The sequence below is a fragment of the Acidimicrobiales bacterium genome (assembly GCA_034521975.1).
Lineage (GTDB): Bacteria > Actinomycetota > Acidimicrobiia > Acidimicrobiales > SKKL01 > SKKL01.
The window spans coordinates 546,464-566,850 of the sequence record JAXHLR010000006.1; the positions used below are offsets into that span (position 1 = coordinate 546,464).

Sequence of the window (20,387 nt, forward strand, 5' to 3'; positions counted from 1 at the left end):
AGCTAGACGATGACGACGAGCACACCGGCCATCACGGTGGCGGCGGCGAAGAAGAGTGTGGAGTACTGGCGGATCTTGCCGGTCTGGATGTGGCGCAGCCCCTCGCCGGCCTCGCCCGAGGCGGTGCCGGCGAGGTTGACGGCGCCGTCGACCACCTTCTGGTCGATCTGGGTGTAGACGGCGCGCCCGGCTTGGGCCGAGCGTTCGCCGGCGAAGTTGACCGCGCCGTCGATGACCTTGGCGTTGACCCAGTTGGAGGCCCGGGCGATGGGGCCCTTGACGGTGCCGACGATGATGGTCGTGTAGAGGGTGTCGAGGTAGTACTTGTTCTCGAGCAGCTTGTAGCCCGAGGCGGCCAGGGCGTTGCGCTCGGTGACGCCGTGCCAGCGGCCCTGGAACCAGTAGGCGTAGGAGAGCCCGACACCGGCGGCGGCGATGAGGGTGGCGATGAGGGCGAACCCCCACTGGAACTCGGGGTGTGAGATGTCGGGGAAGTAGCCGGCGACGGGCTCGACGTAGTGCTCGAACCGGTAGGCGAGGCTGTCGGGCACGATCTTGCTGGGCAGGTTGGCGAAGCCGGCGACCGCGGCGAGACCGGCCAGGATCCACAGCGGCACGGTGATGGTCTTGGGCGACTCGTGGGGGGTGCCGTGGCCCCGGTACTCGCCGAAGAAGGTGAGATAGACCATGCGGGTGGTGTAGGCGGCGGTGAGGAACGCGGTGAGCATGCCCATGGCCAGGATGATCGGGTACCCGTTGCCGCCACCACCGAGCTGGGAGGCACCGGCGAGGATCTCGTCCTTGGACCAGAACCCGGCCAGCGGGGGCAGTCCGGCGAGGGCGATGGAGCCGATGATGAAGGTCTTGTAGGTGTGGGGCATGTACTTCCGCAGCCCACCCATGTCCGAGATCATGTCGAAGCTGTGATGACAGGCGTGGCTGACCGAACCGGCGCCGAGGAACAGGCAGGCCTTGAAGAAGGCGTGGGTGAAGAGGTGGAACAGCGCCGCGGTCCATGCGCCGACACCGAGGGCCAGGACCATGTAGCCGAGCTGGCTGATGGTGGAGTAGGCCAGCACCTTCTTGATGTCGCGCTGCACGAACGCCAGCGAGGCGCCCACCAGGGTGGTGACACCACCGATGAGGGCCAGCAGGTTGATGTTGGCCACCGGGATGGACATGCCCTCCCAGAACACCCCGTACATGCGCCCGACCAGGAACACACCGGCCACGACCATGGTGGCGGCGTGGATGAGCGCCGAGACCGGGGTGGGTCCGGCCATGGCGTCGGGCAGCCAGGTGTGCAGGAAGAACTGGCCGGACTTGGACATCACCGCGGCGATCAGCGCCACCGAGGCGACCAGCAGCGACAGGTGGCTGATCGACCCCTCGTTGGCCAGGGTGTTGATCTCGATGATGTTGAAGGTGCCGCCGGCGGCGAAGAACAGGATCGTCACCCCGACGAGGAGTCCGATGTCGCCGACGCGGTTGGTGATGAAGGCCTTCAGGGCGGCGTCGGAGTTGTCCTTCTCCTCCCACCAGTGACCGATCAGCGCGAACGAGCAGACCCCGACCAGCTCCCACGCCACGATGAGCTGCAAGGTGTTCTCGGCGATGACCAGCATCATCATCGAGGCGGTGAACAGGCTGAGGAAGGCGAAGAAGTGGGTGTAGCGCCGGTCGCCTTTGACGTACTCGGTGGAGTACACGTGCACCAGCAGCGAGACCAGCCCCACCACGAACAGCATCATCACCGACAGCCCGTCGACCATCGTGCCGACGGTGAACTCGACGCCGCCGCTCTGCCACCAGGTCCATGCCTGGGTGACCGCTTCGGCGCCGTGGTCGCTGCTGTCGACGTGGTCGATCCAGGAGAAGCCGGCCAGCACCGCGAGCACGAAGGAGGCGCCGACGGCGACGATGCCGATCTCGGAGCCCTTCAGGGGCATCCGCTTGCCGAAGAAGAGGATCAGGAAGAACGACGCGGCCGGGATGGCGGGGATGATCCAGGCGTTCTCGAGGAAGAACATCAGCATCAGCCCTTCATCAGGTCGAGTTCGTTGAGGTCGATGCTGCGGCGGTTGCGATAGATGAGGATCACCAGGGCGAGACCCACACCGACCTCAGCAGCAGCGACGGCGACGATGAACAGGGCGAACACGTGACCCGAGATGGTCCCGGTGATGACGCCGAAGGCGACCAGGTTGATGTTCACCGCGTTGAGGATGAGCTCGATGGACATGAGGACCAGCACGCCGTTCTTGCGGGCGAGCACGCCGTAGACGCCGATGCAGAACAGCAGCGATGACAGCAGCAGGAAGTTGGTGAGCAGCATCGCTTCAATCCCTCCTTGCCAGCACGATGGCGCCGATGAGGGCGGCGAGCAGCAATACCGACGTGGCCTCGAACGGCACCAGGTAGGTGGAGAAGATCGAGTCGGAGACGACGGCGACGGACTGGTAGCGCTCCTCGGGGAGGGTGACGTCCTGCCACTGGTCGAACACGGCGAAGGTCATCAGCGCGAACAGCACCACGGCCACGAGCCCACCGGCGAGTCGTTGGGCGGGCTCGTTGTCGACCTCGGCGTCGTGGCCGAGGCGGGCGCGGGTGAGCATCACGCCGAACAGGAGCAGCACCACGATCGCTCCCACATAGACCAGCACCTGGGTGGCGGCGATGAACTCGGCGCCGAGGACGATGAACTGGGCGGCCACCCCGAGCAGCACGACGACCAGGTACAACGCGGCGTGCACGACGTTCTTGGTGGTGACGACCCGGAGCGCCGCCACCACCATGGGGATGGCGATGGCGTAGAACGCGATGTTCTGCGCGACGTTGTCACCCCAGACGGCATCCATCTAGCGCGACACCTGCTTGGGTTCGAAGGGCGTGGGCTCGTAGGCCGGCACCTTCTTGGCCTTGGCTTCGGAGCCGGCTTCGTATGGTTCGAATTCGGGGACGGTGGTCATCCAGTGTCCGAGCATGGTCTTGTCGTGGAGCAGGTCGGCGATGTGGGGCTCGGAGTACTCGAACTCCGGGCTCCAGAACAGCGCGTCGAACGGGCAGACCTCGACGCAGATCCCGCAGTACATGCAGAGAGCGAAGTCGATGTCGAAGCGGTCGAGCGCGTTCTTCTGGCGGGGCTTGCCCCCCTCACGGCGGGGCGGGGCCAGATACTTGTGCCCTTCGATGTAGATGCACCAATCGGGGCACTCGCGGGCGCAGAGCATGCAGGCCGTGCAGTTCTCCTCGTGGAGGGCGATGACGCCCCGCGCGCGGGGCGGAGGCGCTTCCTTCTCGTGGGGGTACTGCACGGTGACCGCGGGCTTGAGCATGGTCTTGAACGTGATGCCGAGACCCTTGACGACACCCGGGAGGAGTCCCATCTACACCACCACCTTCAACACGCCGGTCGCCACGATGTTGACCAGGGACAACGGGATGAGCACCTTCCACGCGAGAGCTTGCAGCTGGTCCTCACGGAACCGGGGGTAGGTGAACCGGAACCAGAAGATGAGGAACGAGACGAACATGATCTTGGCGAACATGGCGATGGGCCCGATCACGTTCAAGGCGTTGGAGTCGAGGTCGAACCCGGGGACCCACCACCCTCCGAGGAAGAGCACCGACGCCAGGCCGGCGAAGGCGAAGGCGGTGCCGAACTCGGCGAGGAAGAAGGTGAGGAAGCGGAAGCCGGTGTACTCGACCTGGTAGCCGCCCAGGATCTCGGACTCGGCGACGGGCATGTCGAACGGGGTCTGGGTGAGCTCGGCCTGGATGGCGACCATGAAGATGGCGAACCCTACGAGCTGGGTGAGGATGAAGGGGTTGCCGATGGCTCCCCACCCGAAGATCTCGCCGGTGGCCTGAGCGGCGACGATGCCCTGCAGGTTGAGGGTGCCCGCCTGGATGACCACCCCCACCACGGCCAGTACGAGGGGCAGCTCGTAGGCGATGAGCTGGCCGGCCGAGCGCAGACCGCCGATGAGCGAGTACTTGTTGGCCGACGACCACCCCGCCATGAGGACCCCGATGACCGAGATCGACGAGACGCCGAGGGCGAGGAAGATGCCGGTGTCGACGGGCTCGCCGATGAGGTCGGGGCCGGCGGGGATGAGGACATAGATCAGCATCGTCGAGATGAGCACGACGATCGGCGCGGCGGCGAACACCCACTTGTCGGCCCGTGCCGGGAAGATGTCCTCCTTCTGGAGGAACTTGAGGCCGTCGCCGACGAGCTGGAGCACGCCGTGGGGCCCCGAGTCCATCGGCCCGAGCCGGCTCTGCATGTGGCTCATCATCTTGAGCAGGAAGACATAGCCGAGCAACAGCGCGGCCACCGGGACCAGCAGGGCGACGACACCGACCTTGATGGCGGTCTCCTGCCAGTACGCGAGTTCGATGGCGAGTGCTCCGAGCGCGGGATCGATCACCGGTCGATGTCTCCGAGGATGAAGTAGAGGCTGGCCATGATGGTGATGATGTCGGGCACGAACACGCCCTTGAGGACCCAGGGCAGGATCGAGATGTTGCTGAACGACGCCGACCGGATCTTGACCCGGAACGGCACCAGGTCGCCCTTGGAGACGATGTAGTAGCCCATCTCGCCGAGCGGGTTCTCGGTGGAGACCCAGGCCTCGCCCTCGGGGACCTTGATGATGCGGGGGACCTTGGCCATGATCGGGCCCGACGGGAGCCCGTCGAGTAGCTGATCGACGATGAGGGTCGACTCGCGGACCTCTTGGAGGCGGACCCAGAAGCGGGCGAACGAGTCGCCGTCGGGATGGGTCCAGACCTTCCAGTCGACCTGGTCCCAAGCGAGGCCGACCGGCTGGTCGCGACGCAGGTCCCAGTCGACGCCGCTGGCACGGATGTTGGCGCCCGACAGGCCGTAGGACAGGCCGATGTCGGCGGGGATGACCCCGATGCCTCGGGTGCGGCGCTCGAAGATCTCGTTGCCGGCCACCAGGTTCTCGAGCAGGTCGCAGAACTCGCGGAGCTTGGCCATCGCGGTCTTGGTCTCGTCGATCCATCCCTTGGGGAGATCGTCCTTGAGGCCACCGATGCGGTCGAAGTTGGGGTGGAAGCGCCCGCCGGTGGCGGACTCGATCTGGTTGAGCACGAACTCGCGGTCGCGGAACGCGTAGAACGCCGGGGTCATCGCTCCGATCTGCAGGGCCATGTCGCCGAGGAACAGCGAGATGTTGCCGATGCGGCTGAGCTCGAACAGCACCGTGCGGATCCACTGGGCCCGCGGTGGCGCCTCGACCTCCATGAGCCGCTCGGCGGCGAGGATGAACGGCACCTCGTTGGCGAAGCTCCCGAGCCAGTCGATCCGGTTGACCAGGGTGGTGACCTGGGGATAGGTGCGGACCTCGGTGAGCTTCTCGTAGCCGCGGTGCATGTAGCCCATGACCGGGTCGGCGGCCACCACCTGCTCGCCGTCGAGCTTGGCGACGAGGCGCAGCGTGCCGTGGGTGGCGGGGTGCTGTGGACCCATGTTGAGGGTCATGCCCTCTGTCTCGAGCTCGACGTTGACGCGGGCGTCGGATGCCTGGGCGGCGATGTAGGCGAGCTGGCGGCGTTCGGAGATGGCGGCCATGGTCAGGACTCCTCTCCGCCCGAGTCGTCGGAGCTGTCGTCGTCATCGCCGCCGGTGTCGGGCAGCGGCTCGACGTCGACGATGCCGGGCCACGGCTTGATCTGGCGGGACAGCAGCGGAAAGTCCTTGCGGAGGGGATGGCCCTCGAAGTCGACGGGCAGGTAGATGTTGCGCAGACCCGGATGGCCCGCGAATCCGATGCCGAACATCTCCCAGGCTTCGCGCTCGTGCCAGTCGGCTCCGGGGTAGGTGCCGGTCCAGGTCTCGATGGTGAGGTCGTCGTCGGCGACGTCGGCCTTGAGGGTGAAGCCGATGGTGCGACGGGTGGAGTACACCCTGGCCAGGACCTGGAACCGGGTGTCGCCGCCGCAGACACCGTGCTCGAGGGGGCCGGGTTCGCCGGTGTCGGAGGCGTCGGACTCGTCGAGGTCGACCGCAGCGTCCATCGAGCGGCCATAGGGCGACGGCATCCAGTCGATGGCCGAGAGGAAGCTGAAGTAGTCGAACCCGAGCGCCCGGCGCAGACCCGCCGCGGTGTCGGCCCAGGCCTCGTTGGCGATGCGGACCCACAGGTCGTGGCCCGGGTCGATGTGGCTGTCGACGACGCCGTCACCGACGCGGTCGACCAGCTCGGCGAGCAACGCCTCGCGGACCTCGTCGGTTTCGACGACCTCGTCTTCTGCTTCGGTGGTGTCGTCGGTGTCTGGTGCATCCGTGTCAGCTGAGGACAATCGGCTCACCCTTCCAGCGTGCGGCGATGTCTTCGCGGCCGATGCGCTCCTGCAGGACCACGATGCCCTCGAGCAGTGCCTCGGGGCGAGGTGGGCAGCCGGGGACGTACACGTCGACCGGGATGATCTGGTCGACGCCCTTGGTCACCGAGTAGGAGTCCCAGTATGGCCCACCGCAGTTGGCGCACGAGCCCATGGAGATGACGTACTTGGGGTCGGGCATCTGCTCGTAGAGGCGCAGCACCGAAGGCGCCATCTTGTCGGTGACCGTGCCGGCGATGATGATGAGGTCGGCCTGGCGGGGGCTCGCGGGGAAGGGGATGACGCCGAGGCGCATGATGTCATAGCGCGGCGATGCGACGGCCGCGCCCATCTCGATGGCGCAGCACGCCAGACCCCACTGGAACATCCACAGCGAATAGCGGCGGCTGAGGTTGAGGAGGCTGGTGAGCGGCTTGGGGAGCTTTCCGCTCTCGACTAGACCCATCTGAGTACCTTCTTGCGCCATGCATAGAGCAGGCCGAGTGCGAGGATGAAGATGAAGATTGCCATCTCGACGAGGCCGAACACGCCGTAGGTCTCGAGTCGGGTGGCCCAGGGGAAGATGAACACGGCTTCTACGTCGAAGAGCACGAACAGCAGGGCGAAGATGTAGTAGCGGACCTGGGTTTGGGTCCACTCCTCGCCGACGGGGTCTGCGCCGCTCTCGTAGGTGAGGTACTTCTGCGGTTGGGCGCGGGTGGGGCGGAGCAGACGTCCTGCACCGAGGATGATCCCGATCAACACCACGGCGAGGCCGCCGAAGATGGCGATGGTCAGGTAGCTCCGGAGGAATTCCGACACGGCGCGTGAGCCTAGTGAAGGCGCTCACGAAGGGCCAAACAGGCCCCGGCGTGCCCGGTAGTGACGGTGGTCACCCTCGCTAGACTGGGGCTCCCACGACGCCGAGGCGGGTCCATGGCCCCACGTAGCGACCTCTGTGAGTCCGACGAGATCGATCGGCCGCTGCCGGCGTCCGGCCAGATCCACTCGGCGCGACGTCGGCGCTGGCCGTTCGCCACTCCCCTGGTGGGCGCGCTCATCGTCATCGTGATCTTCGTCGCGGCACCTGGATTCCTGGCGGCACCCGGGTTCGGACCCCCGCCCTCCGGACAGGAGGCCGAGCCGGCGCACCGGGAGCCGAGCGCCTGGGAGTCGGTCTCTGCCACCGCGTCTCGGTGGTCGCCCCGCTACGGAGCCCCCGTGGTGGTGTCACCCAACGGGGGGCTCCACGACCGGTATCGCGTGCTCGTGTCCGGCTGGGAGCTCGGCATCGGTGCGCGCGTGGCCTTCCACGTGTGCGGTGCGGGGATCCTCGATGCTCGACACGAGCCGGCACGCCACTGCGACCACGGCGGTCCCGTCTCGGTCGCCACCACCTCGGACGAAGGTGCCTACCGCACGAGGCTGCGAGTCCCCAGGTTCCTGCATCTCAACCGCGGCCGGCTCGTGGACTGCGCCCTCCCTCCCGACCACGGGCACCGCTCCCGGTGCGTGCTGTTGGCTCGGAACCTGGGGACGGGCGAGATGGCGCTGGCCGACCTTCACTTCCGGTCTCGGTGACCACCGCGGGCCCGACGTCGCGGCCAGTGGTCGCTTGACGCTTGGTCCCGTCGACCCTACGGTTTCCGGGCCACGGCGACGGTGAGGGGGTCAGAAGGTGGCGGGAGCGGCGGACCGGTTGGTGACCGCGGTCGGTGGTGTTGATCCCGACAGTGGGGAGGTGGGCGCTCGGGACCCCGAGACCGGGCTGTTCTCGCCCATACTCGAAGTCGGCAACCTCACCGGTGGGGGAGCTGTGCGCAGTGGTCGTCGCCCCGGGCACCGCCGATGAGGTGCGCACCGAGTACCGCTACGACCCGGCTGGCCGGTTGCAGTCGACCACGACGGCTGCTTCAACTCCCCTTGCCGCCACCACGACGTACTCCTATGACGCCGCGGGGCGTCTCATCTCCGAAGCGGGCCCCCCGGTGGGGGTCGATCCGTCCCATCACCCCGTCGAGTACCTCTACGACGACGCGGGCCGGTTGGTGTGTCTGTCGGACGAATCGAACCCCACTCCCGCGGCGGATTGTGATCCCACCACCGGGTCGTGGTTCTACACCTACGACGAGGCCGGTCGGGTCGAGACGGTGCGCGACCCCGAGGGCGTGATCACCTTGACCGAGCACATCTCGGTCGGCGAGCGGCGGGTGACCGCGGCCCACGGCACCCCCGACGCCGCCACGACGACCTACCTCTACGGCCGGTTGAGTCGCCTGACGACGGAGATCTCGCCCGAGGGCCTGGAGACGCACTTCGGCTACGACGCCGATGGCAACCGCACCACAACGGTGCTGGGTCCTGATCCCGCCGACGAGTCCCGCACCACCACCTCGGTGTTCGACAAGATGGGCCGGGTGGTCGAACAGCTCGGTCCGGTGGGAGCCGTCGACGCCGACGGGGCTGCCGTGCGGTCGCGGTCGACCACGATCTACGACAAGGCCGGTCGGCTGATCGAGACGACCGAGGGAGCGGGTGAGGACATGACCCGCACCTGGTTCCGCTATGACGATGCCGGTCGGTTGCGGTTCGAGATCGTCGACTCGATGGCGACGAGGCCTACCACGACCCGACCTCGGTCGATCCGGCCGAACGGGACCCGGCGGATCGGGTGGTGGAGCACACCTACACCGCGGCGGGGCGGCTCCATCAGATGATCGAGGCGCCGACAGGGGTGGAGGTCTTCGACTGGGTCGATGGCGACCAGTCGGCCAAGCGGGTCACGGCCTATGACTATGACGATGCGGGACGGCTCGTGTCGGTGACCGATCCCGACGGGGGTGTGTCGAGGTCGACCTTCGACGAGGCGGGTCGGGTGGTGCGTGCCGACTCGGCGGGCGACTCCTATGTGCGGTGGGAGCTCGACGCGGCCGGCCGTCCCGTCGCGGAGTACACGCCGTCTCCGACGGGGGTGGGCGAGTCGGTCGAGACCTGGGAGTATGACGCGATGGATCGGGTCGTGGAGCACGCGGAGCCGCACGACCCCGCCGAGTCGGCGTCGGCGCCTCGGTCGACGTTCGGGTATCACCCCAGCGGTCGGTTGGCGTGGGTGCGCGATCCGCGCCAGGACGAGTGGAGTGATCGAGTCGAGGTGTCGTTCGACTACGACGCCCGGGGCAATCTCGTGTCGCAGCGGGCGTGGTCCAACGACGACGCGTCGGATCCTGACGTGTGGTCCGAGGTGGTGGAGACTTGGGCGTGGGATCTCGATGACCGGCTGGTGGCTCACACCCGGCCCGGGGGTGGCACCACCGGCTACGGGTATGCCCCGGCGACGGGGTGGTTGTCCACGCTCACCCATCCCTCAGGGCGCGTGGAGTCCCGCCAGCACTGGCCGGGCGGTTCGGTCCGTGAGCAGCGTTGGTCGGCCCCTGGTGTGGACGAGGACGTGGTGGTCGAGCGTTGGTATGACAGCCTCGGCCGCCAGACCCAGGTCGCTGATCCGACTGGGGACACCAGCTATGGGTGGAATCGCAACGGTGCGCTGGTCGAGGTTGTGGGCCCACAGGAGCACACCACGTTCGGCTATGACCAGCACGGTCATCGCATCCGGGTGGGCTATCCGTGGGGCTTCGACGCGCACTACGACCTCGATTCGTTGGGCCGCCCCGTGGCGTTGACCCAAGACGGGATCGAGCGTGCCGGGTGGGACTACGACGCCGATGGTCGGGTGACCGCCGAGACGATCGGGCCCGACGGCGACGGTGGCACCGCGAGCTGGGTGTTTCCCGACAACGGTGCGCATCGACCACTGGAGTACCGCCAGCAGCTGGCGGAGAACCCGCTGCGGGTCTATGAGCTCGGGTGGGATCACGCGGGACGCCTGGTCGAACAGGACCGCAACGGCACCGTCGAGACCTTCGCCTATGACCCCGCTGGTCAGCTGATCGAACGCCAACGCGGCGGGGAGCAGTGGTCCTGGACCTACAACACCCGGGGTCTGATCACCCACAGCGCGTCGAGCACCGACGCCGGCGATGAGGCCCGCCACACCAACTTCGATGCCGACGGCCAACCCGTCGATGGGACCAGCTACTGGACCAACGGGTGGGTGGTACCCACCAGTTTCGACCACGATCCCGACGGGCGCCTGGTCGAGGCCCGGTTGGCGTCGACCCCGGTGTTCGCCGCGGACTACGACCCCCGTGGCCTACCCACCGAGGTCACCACCCACTGGGATGGTGAGGCCCGCACCACCGAGCGGGTCTATGACGGTGACCGCTACCTGGTGAGCCTCGACCCCGGCGACGGCACCAAACCGGTCGCGTGGGACCGCTCCCGGGCGGCTGGGCCGGTGCTGGCCACCCAACAGTGGGGCGACCGCGACGGCCTGGTGTCCTATCTCCAGGGGCCCACCGGGGCGGTCGGGGTCCACTACGGACCGGTCTGGCTCGGCGGGGTCAACCGAGACCCCAACGCCAGCAACCTCAACCACTACTTCTTGGACGGCTACGACCCCTGGGGCAACCCCGAAGGCACCGTCGCACCAGCCCGGTTCGGGCTCGGCTACCGCGGCGAGCTCACCATCGACGGCGTGATCCATCTCCGCAACCGCGACTACCACCCCGGCCTCCACACCTTCACCAGCCCCGACCCCCTCGACGGCGTGCCCGGCACCCCCACCGTCGCCAACCGCTACCACTACGCCAACAACAACCCCCACAGCCAGATCGACCCATTGGGCCTCCGCCCCGACGACGCGTCACTGGCCGGGATCGCAGTGGGCCAGCCCGACTGGTACTGGGAACTGCTCGCCTCCCAGAACGCGATGTGGAACCAGTGGGCCGACTCGGTCGCCCCCATCGAGTTCACGCCCTGGAACCCGGCGACATCGATGAACCTCGGCTCGGTGCCAGAACCCGCCTCCTCACCAAGCCGCTGTGGACCGCTCGCGTTCGCGTGCGCATTCGGCAGCGGTGTGTGGGACACCGCACGAGGCACCGGTGAACTGGTGTGGGGACTCGGCCAAGACCACACCGAGTGCACCATCGCGATGTGGACCGGCGGCACCTGCCGACCCGACACCACCACGGCGTTGGTCGACGGAGTTGTGAACTTCAGCCCCAGCGACACCTGGAACGACTGCGCAGCCGACGGGTGGTACTGCGCCGGCACCTTCGCCCCGGTTGGCGGGGCGGGCGCAGCAGCCATCCGAAGAGCCACTCGCGCCGCTCCCAACAATCCCGCGTCGAGAACCCCAAGCGCGGCACGGATTGGCGACGACGTCACAGCCGCAGCTGATGACGCGTTCACCCACGGATACAGCTATCACCCGCGGATTCGGGCTCGAGGGCTCCAAGACCCGGTCAGTCACAACTTCCCCTACTCGTATGACGATGTCATCCTCAGATCCACACCGGTGCGGCAGGCGGACGGGTCGCTGCTCTACCGGACACCTGGGTCCATCAACGGGAAGGATGGCTTCTTCGAGATCGCGCTCAACCCCGATACAGGCACGATCTTCCACAGGACGTTCGTGGGGGGCTGATGCGGTATCTGACTCTTGCCGCCGACTACACGCAGTCCGCGCTTCGCGACGACTTCGTTGGAACCGTGGTTCCCGAGGAGGTCGGGCTGACCGAGAACCTCGGCGATCGCATCCGCGACTGGAACGCAAGATACAAAGCCATCATTCCGCTTGACGAGGCCGAGCGTGGGTCGAGCCCGACGGCGGAACTGATCGACGCGCTTGACACAGAGGGACTTCTACTCGCCCGCGCGATCGAAGCGCAGATGTCCGACGCGAAGGTTCGATACTTCAGCGAAGGGCGCCTTCGGTACGTCCCATGATTCGGTCAGCAATTCGCCTTTGGCACCAGCTTCTACGCGGGATCAGCTTAGCCCTGGTCGTCCTGGTAGCAGCTGGCGGGTGGGCATTCGGCTCGTTCTCAGTGGCACCAGCTGCCGCCAGTCCGAGGGTCGGCATGGCCTCGTTTCATGACAACGCTGGCTCGGTCTCCACCTACGACTACCCGCGATGACTTCGCGCGCCTTCCGCCTGTCCCTTCCGACGTGGAGGGCGAGATCGTGGGGCGCCCAAACACCATCAGCGACCCTGATCTCACCCTTCCCGTCGAGATGGCACCAACGCCGGCCGACGCCGAACGATGCCTGGTCAAGATCAACGCCGGCGACCCGGCGCGGTCGCGACCTCTCATCCGACTCCAGTCGCAATCCGAGCCAACCGCCTCATCCCCTATCGAAGGGCTCCACGTCGACACCTTCAACCAAGACCGGGGCCCGCAGCCATCCAGGCGGCGATGGTCCACGCTCAGTTCGAGAACCCGGTCGCCACATCCTCGATCGCGGTGGCTGCAACCGGACGGTCCACCCCTCGGGTCAATCAGACGCTCGATGCGGACCTCATCGGCACTCGACGACTCAGATCCCGACGAGGTCGGCCACCTGATCAGGTCGCGGCCGAGCCGCACTCGGCCTCGAAGTCGGCGAGGCGGACCAGGAAGCGTTCGGGGTCGACCAGGTGCGGATAGTGGCCGTGCCCGTCCCAGAGCTCGACCTGGGCCTGTGGGATGAGACCGGTGAGCCACCTGGCGTAGTCGTCGCCGGGATCGTTGCCGAAGATCGACAGGTGGGGCACGGTGACGCCGGGAGCGACCATGGCGGCCAAACCGTCGAGGTCCTCGTCGGAGGTCGAGAAGGTGAGCTCCCACACGCCGAGGACCACCTCGGGTCGGGCCGTTTCGCGATTGGCGGCGAGTCGGGAGCGGAGCGAGTCGGGCACCAGCGGGCCGTCGAGGTGACGGAACAGGGCGTCCAGCGCGGCGTGGAACCCGCTGCCCCGCAGCTGGTGTTCGAGCTGGCGGATCGTGGCGGCCGAGTCCGAGAACCGCAGGGTCTGGTCGATGGTCACCACGCCCCGGGTCGACGCTCCCGCGGCATAGGCGGTGGCGACCACCGCGCCGAGCGAGTGACCCACCACCAGCGGCGTGTCGACCCCGCTGGCATCGACCACGGCCTCGACGTCGTGAGCCATGCCGAGGGGTGAGTAGTCGTCGCTGTCACCGGACCGTCCGTGCCCCCGCAGGTCGAGGCGCACCACGGTGTGATCGACGGTGAGTCGCTCGTCGATCGGGCTCCAGTCGAGCGACGAGTCGGTGATGCCATGGACGAGCACGACCGGCGGGCCGCTCCCACTGACGTCGTAGTGGATGTCGACGTCGTCGGTGGTGGTGGCGACCGGCATGGGACGAGCCTGACAGGTCGCTGAACGACGCGCCCGGCTAGAACGCCACCAGGACCGGGGTGGCGTCGCGGAGCAGGTCGAGCAACAGGTTGGGCAGCACGCCCACCACCAGGGTGACGGCGATGGCGGCGACGAGCGCGACCGCTGCGGTGCCCGGGATCGCGACCCGTGGACCCTCGACCTCTTCGCCTTCGTCGCCGGAGAGGTACATCGACACGATGATCTTGAGGTAGAGCACCGCAGCGATGACCGAGGCCAACATGGCAGCCAGGGCCAGCCAGTAGCTGCGGGCGTCGACCGCGGCGCCGATCACGTAGAACTTGGCGAAGAACCCCGAGGTGGCGGGGACTCCCGCCTGCGAGAGCAGGAACACGGTGAACGCCAGCGCCAGCACCGGCCGGCTGCGCGACAGCCCACGGAAGTCGTCGAGCGACGACGCGGCATCGCCCCGGCGGGTGACCAGGCCGACGACGCCGAAGCTGCCCATGACCATGAAGGAGTAGGCGACCAGGTAGAACAGCATCGCCTCGACGCCCTGGGCGGTAGCGGCCTGGATGCCGACGAGCAGGAAGCCGGCATGGCTGATCGACGAGTAGGCGAGCATGCGCCTCACGTCGGTCTGCACCACTGCGAGCACCGCTCCGACCACCAGGCTCAACACGGCGAGGACGTAGATGACCGGCTGCCAGTCGACCGAGTGCGTGCCCAGGGCGAGGTACAGGACCCGCACGATCGCGGCGAAGGCTCCGACCTTGACCGCGGCGGCCATGAACGCGGTCACCGGTGTGGGCGCGCCCTGGTAGACGTCGGGGGTCCACGAGTGGAACGGCACCGCGGCCACCTTGAACCCGAAGCCGACGAGCAGCAGGGCCATGCCGACCATGAGCAGGCCGTCGGTCAACAGGATCTGGCTGCTGAGGAACGACGCGATCTCGACCAGGTTGGTGGAGCCGGTTGCTCCGTAGACCATGGCGATGCCGTAGAGGAAGAACGCCGAGGCGAACGCACCGAGGATGAAGTACTTGAACCCGGCTTCTTGGGCTTCGGCCCGCTTGCGGTGCATCGAGGCCATCACATACACCGCGATGGACAGCGCCTCGAGGCCGAGGAACATGACGATCAGGTCGTTGGCCGATGCCATGATCGCCCCGCCGGAGGCGGACAGGAGCATGAGCACATACATCTCGGGCCCGTCGATCTCCTCGCGGCGCACATAGCCGTGCAGCAGCAGCGCGCCGAGGATGACCGACGCCGCGATGAGGCCGGTGGCGACCACGGTGAAGCCGTCGACGCCGATGGCTCCGGCCACGACGCTGAGCGGACCACGGTCGGGGTCCTGCACCCGCTGCCAGACCGGCACGCACGCCGCCAGCGACGCCGCCCCGATCAGGACGGTGACCGCGGTGATGGCGCCGGGCCGCTTCATGAACGGGATGAGGCTGGCGACGGTGAGGACCACGATGGCCCCACCGGCGAGGATCAGCAGCGGCAGCAACGCCGACCACACGATCTCGGGGGTCTCGAGGGGCACAGGAGCGACATCGTCGAGCTGGGCGAGCACGCCGCTGAGGCCCGAGCCGATCTGGGTGGCGACGGCGGTCACTGGCCCACCTCCTCACCGTCGACGGGGTCACCGTCGTGACCACCGGCCCCGGAGAGGTCGCCCGGGTCGGCCAGCACGGTGCCGACCGGCTCGCTGAAGCGGGGGACCTCGGTCTCGATGTGGGTGACGAGCGCGTCGACCGACGGCTCCATGCGCTCGAGCACCGGCTTGGGATAGATGCCCATGAACACGATGAGCGCGACGAGGGGCAACAGCACGAGGCCCTCGGACCAGCGCAGGTCTTCGAGGTCCTCGTTGTCGGGATCGGGGTCGCCGTGGAACACCCGTTGGTAGGCCCACAACAGGTAGATGGCGGCGAAGATCACCCCGGCGGCGGCGATCACCGCCCACCAGCGGTTGGACGCGAATGCGCCCAGCAGGATCAGGAACTCGCCGACGAAGCCGTTGAGTCCGGGCACACCGATCGAGGACAGCATCACGAGGGTGAAGGCGGCGGCCATGACCGGCGCGGCCTTCTGGAGTCCCATGAGCTCGGAGATCTGGCGGGTGTGGCGACGCTCGTAGATCCACCCGACGAGGATGAACAGCGCACCGGTCGAGATGCCGTGGTTGACCATCTGGAGCACACCGCCCTGGATGCCCTGGGTGTTGAGCGCGAACACACCGAGGATGATGAACCCGAGGTGGGCGACCGAGGAGTAGGCGACGAGGCGCTTGAGGTCGCGCTGCATGGTGGCGACGAACGCGCCGTAGAGGATGCCGACCACACCGAGGGTGACGAAGGCGGGGGCGAAGTAGACGACGGCTTCGGGGAACATGAACAGCCCGAGCCGGACGAAGCCGTAGGTGCCGAGCTTCAACATGACCGCGGCCAGGATGACCGAGCCGGCGGTGGGGGCCTCGGTGTGGGCGTCGGGCAGCCAGGTGTGCACCGGGAAGATCGGCACCTTGATCGCGAAGGCGATGGCGAAGGCGAGGAAGATCCAGCGGGCCGTCTCGGTGGCGATGGCCTGGGATTGGGCGAGGGTGACGATGTCGAAGGTGACGCCCATGTCGGTGGCCTGGGCGTTGAGCAGCACCAGCGAGAGGATGCCGACCAGCATGAACGCCGATCCGAACATGGTGTAGAGGAAGAACTTCATGGCCGCGTAGACCCGCTGGCCGTGACCCCACCCGCCGATGAGGAAGTACATCGGTACGAGCACGATCTCGAAGAACACGAAGAACAGGAACAGGTCGAGGGCGAGGAACACACCCATCGACCCCGCCTGGAGCACGAGGATCCACGCGTAGTACGGCTTGGGATCGTGTCCCGGTGACGAGGCCAGCAGCGCGATCGGGAAGATCACCCCGGTGAGCATCACCAGGAACAGCGAGATCCCGTCGACGCCGAGCGACCAGGAGATGCCGAAGCTCTCGATCCACGACTGCTGGGTGACGAACTGGAACCCGGCCTCGGCGGTGTCGAACGAGATGAGGATGTAGGCCGACAACGCGGCGGTGGCGACCGACGCCAGTACAGCGACCTGGCGGAGCGATTCGGACCTGCGCCCGGGCATCAGCGCCACGACGAGGGCACCGATGATCGGCACGACGACCAGCGAGGTGAGCATGGGGAACGGTTGGGCAGCGGCGAGTGTGGTCATGGTGGGCATCTACAGGCTCGCTCTCGTGAGGAACCACGCCGCGAGGAGCACGGCGCCGAGGCCGATCCCCAGGGCGTAGCTTCGGACGAGACCGGTCTGGACGGTGCGCAGGGCGGTACCTCCGACCCGTACGCTGGTGGCGACCCCGTTGACGGCGCCGTCGATGATGGTGCGATCGAACCAGGTCGCGGCGTTGAACACGCCCCGACCGGGGCCGTCGACCAGCCGGGCGAAGGTGGAATCGATCCACCAGCCCTCGGCAAAGGCCCGCTGTTCGAACGGTTCTGCCTTGGCCCGGCGTTGCAGGTAGACCGCCGCGGCGACGGCGATACCGACCAGCGCCAACGCGACCGAGAGCACGGCGACGAGCCACTTGGTGCCGGTGTCGACCGAGAGCACCGCCTCGTTGCCGAACAGCGACGGCTCGAGGAAGTGGCCGAAGAAGTGCAGGTCCTTGGCGAAGGGAAGGTTCAGGCCACCGGCGACCAGCGCCGGTATGGCCAGCAGGACCAGGGGCAGGGTCATGGTCCACGGCGACTCGTGAGGGGCGAAGTCGGCCGGGAGCGCGTGGTCGGCGGCCTCGTCGCTCTCGTCGCTCTCGGCGGTCGCGTCGCCCTCGGAGGCGTCGCCGCCGGGTACGCCGGGTACGACGTCGGGCTCGTGCCAGCGGGGCTCACCGAAGAAGACCATGAACACCTGGCGGCTCATGTAGAAGGCGGTGAGCAGTGCAGCGATGCTGCCGACCGCCCAGATGGCCATGTTGTCGTTCCAGGCATAGAGCAGGATCTCGTCTTTCGACCAGAACCCCGAGAACGGCGGAACGCCGGCGATGGCCAGCCAGCCGACGATGAAGGTGGAGGCGGTGATCGGCAGGAACCTGGCCAGCCCACCCATGCGGCGCATGTCCTGTTCCTCGTGCATGGCGTGGATGACCGAGCCGGATCCGAGGAAGAGCAGGGCCTTGAAGAAGGCGTGGGTGATGACGTGGAACACCGCGGCCACATAGGCCCCCGAGCCGATGGCGAAGAACATGAACCCGAGCTGGCTGACCGTGGAGTAGGCCAGCACCTTCTTGATGTCGTTCTGGGCCACGGCGATGGTCGCCGCCACCAGCGCAGTGATCACCCCCACCCAGGCGATGATGTCGGGGGCCCACTCGTAGGCGCTGGCGATCACGGGGTTGATCCGGACCAGGAGGTAGACGCCGGCGGTGACCATGGTGGCGGCGTGGATGAGCGCGGAGACCGGCGTGGGGCCCGCCATGGCGTCGGGGAGCCACACGAACAGCGGCAGCTGGGCCGACTTGCCGATGGCGCCGACGAGCAGCAGGAGCACGATGCCGGTCGCGGTGACCGCGGCCAGCTCGCCACTGATGGAGGACCCGAGCAGGTCGGCATAGGACAGCGACCCGATGGTGACGAAGGTGAGGAACATGGCGACCATGAACCCCCAGTCGCCGATCCGGTTGGTGACGAAGGCCTTCTTGCCCGCCGAGGCGTTGTTGGAGTCGGTGAACCAGAACGAGATGAGCAGGTAGGAGCAGGTGCCGACGCCCTCCCATCCGAGGAAGGTGAGCAACAGGTTGTCGCCCAGCACCAGCACCAGCATGGAGAAGGCGAACAGGTTGAGGTAGATGAAGTACTTGGAGAAGTTGGGGTCGCCGTGCATGTACCCGATGGAGTACAGGTGGATGAGGGTGGCGACGCCGGTGATGAACAGGGCGAAGCTGATCGACAGCGGGTCGACCAGGAACCCGGCGTCGACGCTGAGGTTCCCCGAGGGCACCCACTCGAACAGCGTCTGGGTGAAGAAGCGGTCGTCGCCGGGACGGTCGAGCAGACCGACGAACACCACCGCCGTGGCGGCGAACGAGCCGAGCATCGCCAGGGTGGCGATCCACCCCGCGGCGGGTTCGCCCAACCTCCGTCCGAACAGGACCAGGGTCAGGAAGCCGGCGAGGGGCAGGGCAGGGATGAGCCAGACGAGATCGAGCATGGTGAAAGGTCAGCCTTTGAGGAGCGCGAGGTCGTCAGCAGTGGCATGGGGCCGACGGCGCATGATGGCCACGATGATGGCGAGCCCGACCACGACCTCGGCGGCCGCGACGACGAGCACGAAGAACACGACGGTCTGACCGTCGACGTCGCCCAGCATTCGAGCGAAGGTGACGAAGCTGAGGTTGACCGCGTTGAGCATGAGCTCGACGCACATGAACATCACGATCGGGTTGCGTCGCACGAGCAACCCGACGCCGCCGATGGTGAACACCATCGCGGCGAGCACGAGGTACCAGGTGCCGGTCACCTCCATCAGGCGGTCTCCTTCCCTGCGTCGTCGGCCGCCCCGGGCTCGTCGGCCGCGGGGCCCTCGGACTTGCGGACCAGGACGACCGCGCCGACGACCGCGATGGTGAGCAACAAGGCGGTGGCCTCCAGCGCGAAGACGTGGGTGGTGAACAGGCTGCGTCCGAGCGAGACCACATCGGGCGCCGACCCGGTGGCGGGGTCGAGGGTCCCCCGCACACCCGTGACGGCGTCGGACCCCGACGAGAGCGCGATGAGCACCATGGCGAGGAACACCCCGCCCCCGGCGAGCGCGGCAGGGCGCTGACCGGCGATGGGCTCGATGCTCAGGTCCTCGGCGGTGTCGACGCCGAGCAGCATGAGCACGAACAGGAACAGCACGACGATCGCGCCCGCGTAGACGATCACCTGCACCGCGGCGAGAAAGTGGGCCTCGTGGGCGACGAAGAGCACCGCGATGCCGAAGAGGGTGCCGATGAGGCTGAGCACCGCCCGGGTGGTGTTGGCGCTGAGGACCACACCGGCCGCGCCGGCGAGGATGACGGCGGCGCCGATCAGAAAGACCAGGGTCTCCATCAGTGCCCCCCGTGGGACGGGTCGTGGCCATCGTGGTCGGCGCCCGCCGACTCTGCCTCTGCCGCCTCGGCAGATGCCGCCTGGGCCTCGGCCTCGGCTGGTTGGCCGCCTTCGGCCGGGCGCACCCCGTAGCCGAGCTCGCCCGACCAGGCGACCCTGCCGAGGTAGTCGGCGTCGCCCGACGGCGAGGTGGCCCGCACCCAGGCCGAGGTGTGCTCGTCCTCGCCTGGACGCCAGTCCTCCCAGGGAAGGTGCCGGGGCAGGCCGTCGTCGTCGACGAGCAGCTCGTCCTTGGTGTAGATGGCGTCGCTGCGGTTGGTGAAGCTGAACTCGAACAGCTTGGTCTCGGTGATCGCCTCGGTGGGGCAGGCCTCGACGCACAGGTCGCAGTGGATGCACCGCAGGTAGTTGATCTCGTAGATGAAGCCGTAGCGCTCCCCCGGCGAGGTGGGATCGGCCGGATCGTTGTCGGCGCCGCGCACGTAGATGCAGCGGGCCGGACACACCCCGGCGCACAGCTCGCACCCGATGCACTTCTCCATGCCGTCCTCGTAGCGGTTGAGGACGTGGCGACCGTGGAGCCGCTCGGGCTTGGAGGACTTCTCCTTCGGGTACGGGGTGGTGACCCGGTCCTCGAAGAGCTTCTTCAAGGTGATGCGGAAGCCGTCGAGATAGCCCAT

20 protein-coding genes are annotated in these 20,387 nt (G+C 67.5%); 4 read left to right on the forward strand and 16 right to left on the reverse strand.

Going from position 1 to position 20,387, the window contains the following annotated elements; all coding sequences use genetic code 11:
• Window positions 1-2: 2 nt before the first annotated feature.
• The 9 genes from nuoL (U5K29_12130) to ndhC are packed head-to-tail and all read right to left on the reverse strand — an operon-like array spanning window position 3 to window position 7,176.
• Entirely contained in the window at window positions 3-2,036 is a 2,034-nt protein-coding gene (nuoL, locus tag U5K29_12130; GenBank protein ID MDZ7679285.1) for an NADH-quinone oxidoreductase subunit L, read from the reverse strand.
• Window positions 2,036-2,335, reverse strand: a complete 300-nt coding sequence (gene nuoK / locus U5K29_12135; protein ID MDZ7679286.1) for an NADH-quinone oxidoreductase subunit NuoK — start codon at window positions 2,333-2,335, stop codon at window positions 2,036-2,038. Before nuoK (U5K29_12135) ends, nuoL (U5K29_12130) begins: the two co-directional genes overlap by 1 nt.
• 4 nt (window positions 2,336-2,339) lie before the next feature.
• Window positions 2,340-2,858 (reverse strand): NADH-quinone oxidoreductase subunit J, encoded by a 519-nt coding sequence (locus tag U5K29_12140; GenBank protein ID MDZ7679287.1) that lies wholly within the window; start codon window positions 2,856-2,858, stop codon window positions 2,340-2,342.
• Window positions 2,859-3,386 (reverse strand): NADH-quinone oxidoreductase subunit I, encoded by a 528-nt coding sequence (locus tag U5K29_12145; protein ID MDZ7679288.1) that lies wholly within the window; start codon window positions 3,384-3,386, stop codon window positions 2,859-2,861.
• Window positions 3,387-4,433, reverse strand: coding sequence for a complex I subunit 1 family protein (locus U5K29_12150; protein MDZ7679289.1), 1,047 nt, complete (start codon window positions 4,431-4,433; stop codon window positions 3,387-3,389). It abuts the gene before it with no gap.
• A complete protein-coding gene (locus U5K29_12155) occupies window positions 4,430-5,602 on the reverse strand; it encodes an NADH-quinone oxidoreductase subunit D 1 (protein ID MDZ7679290.1) in 1,173 nt (390 codons plus the stop codon). Before U5K29_12155 ends, U5K29_12150 begins: the two co-directional genes overlap by 4 nt.
• Window positions 5,603-5,604: 2 nt before the next feature.
• Window positions 5,605-6,342: an NADH-quinone oxidoreductase subunit C gene (locus tag U5K29_12160; GenBank protein ID MDZ7679291.1), complete on the reverse strand. Its 738-nt coding sequence runs from the start codon at window positions 6,340-6,342 to the stop codon at window positions 5,605-5,607.
• Entirely contained in the window at window positions 6,320-6,820 is a 501-nt protein-coding gene (locus U5K29_12165) for an NADH-quinone oxidoreductase subunit B family protein (GenBank protein MDZ7679292.1), read from the reverse strand. Before U5K29_12165 ends, U5K29_12160 begins: the two co-directional genes overlap by 23 nt.
• Complete coding sequence (gene ndhC / locus U5K29_12170) at window positions 6,811-7,176, reverse strand: NADH-quinone oxidoreductase subunit A (GenBank protein ID MDZ7679293.1); 366 nt, start codon at window positions 7,174-7,176, stop codon at window positions 6,811-6,813. The genes U5K29_12165 and ndhC overlap by 10 nt, the downstream gene beginning before the upstream one ends.
• A 114-nt stretch (window positions 7,177-7,290) precedes the next feature.
• Here ndhC and U5K29_12175 point away from each other — a divergent pair, with 114 nt between their 5' ends.
• From U5K29_12175 to U5K29_12190, 4 genes are all read left to right on the forward strand, one after another.
• A complete protein-coding gene (locus U5K29_12175; protein ID MDZ7679294.1) occupies window positions 7,291-7,935 on the forward strand; it encodes a hypothetical protein in 645 nt (214 codons plus the stop codon).
• A 242-nt stretch (window positions 7,936-8,177) separates the two neighbouring features.
• Window positions 8,178-9,071: a hypothetical protein gene (locus tag U5K29_12180; protein MDZ7679295.1), complete on the forward strand. Its 894-nt coding sequence runs from the start codon at window positions 8,178-8,180 to the stop codon at window positions 9,069-9,071.
• Entirely contained in the window at window positions 9,029-11,902 is a 2,874-nt protein-coding gene (locus U5K29_12185; protein MDZ7679296.1) for an RHS repeat-associated core domain-containing protein, read from the forward strand. Before U5K29_12180 ends, U5K29_12185 begins: the two co-directional genes overlap by 43 nt.
• Entirely contained in the window at window positions 11,902-12,204 is a 303-nt protein-coding gene (locus tag U5K29_12190; GenBank protein MDZ7679297.1) for a hypothetical protein, read from the forward strand. Before U5K29_12185 ends, U5K29_12190 begins: the two co-directional genes overlap by 1 nt.
• A 619-nt stretch (window positions 12,205-12,823) precedes the next feature.
• Here U5K29_12190 and U5K29_12195 read toward each other — a convergent pair.
• The 7 genes from U5K29_12195 to nuoI are packed head-to-tail and all read right to left on the reverse strand — an operon-like array spanning window position 12,824 to window position 20,387.
• Window positions 12,824-13,618, reverse strand: coding sequence for an alpha/beta hydrolase (locus U5K29_12195; protein MDZ7679298.1), 795 nt, complete (start codon window positions 13,616-13,618; stop codon window positions 12,824-12,826).
• 37 nt (window positions 13,619-13,655) lie between these two features.
• On the reverse strand, window positions 13,656-15,221 hold the full coding sequence (locus U5K29_12200; GenBank protein MDZ7679299.1) for an NADH-quinone oxidoreductase subunit N: 1,566 nt from the start codon (window positions 15,219-15,221) through the stop codon (window positions 13,656-13,658).
• Window positions 15,218-16,828 (reverse strand): NADH-quinone oxidoreductase subunit M, encoded by a 1,611-nt coding sequence (locus tag U5K29_12205; GenBank protein MDZ7679300.1) that lies wholly within the window; start codon window positions 16,826-16,828, stop codon window positions 15,218-15,220. Before U5K29_12205 ends, U5K29_12200 begins: the two co-directional genes overlap by 4 nt.
• Before the next feature lie 9 nt (window positions 16,829-16,837).
• Window positions 16,838-18,823 (reverse strand): NADH-quinone oxidoreductase subunit L, encoded by a 1,986-nt coding sequence (nuoL, locus tag U5K29_12210; GenBank protein MDZ7679301.1) that lies wholly within the window; start codon window positions 18,821-18,823, stop codon window positions 16,838-16,840.
• A gap of 9 nt (window positions 18,824-18,832) precedes the next feature.
• On the reverse strand, window positions 18,833-19,138 hold the full coding sequence (nuoK, locus tag U5K29_12215; protein ID MDZ7679302.1) for an NADH-quinone oxidoreductase subunit NuoK: 306 nt from the start codon (window positions 19,136-19,138) through the stop codon (window positions 18,833-18,835).
• On the reverse strand, window positions 19,138-19,707 hold the full coding sequence (locus U5K29_12220) for an NADH-quinone oxidoreductase subunit J (GenBank protein MDZ7679303.1): 570 nt from the start codon (window positions 19,705-19,707) through the stop codon (window positions 19,138-19,140). Before U5K29_12220 ends, nuoK (U5K29_12215) begins: the two co-directional genes overlap by 1 nt.
• Window positions 19,707-20,387 (reverse strand): NADH-quinone oxidoreductase subunit NuoI, encoded by a 681-nt coding sequence (nuoI, locus tag U5K29_12225; GenBank protein MDZ7679304.1) that lies wholly within the window; start codon window positions 20,385-20,387, stop codon window positions 19,707-19,709. Before nuoI ends, U5K29_12220 begins: the two co-directional genes overlap by 1 nt.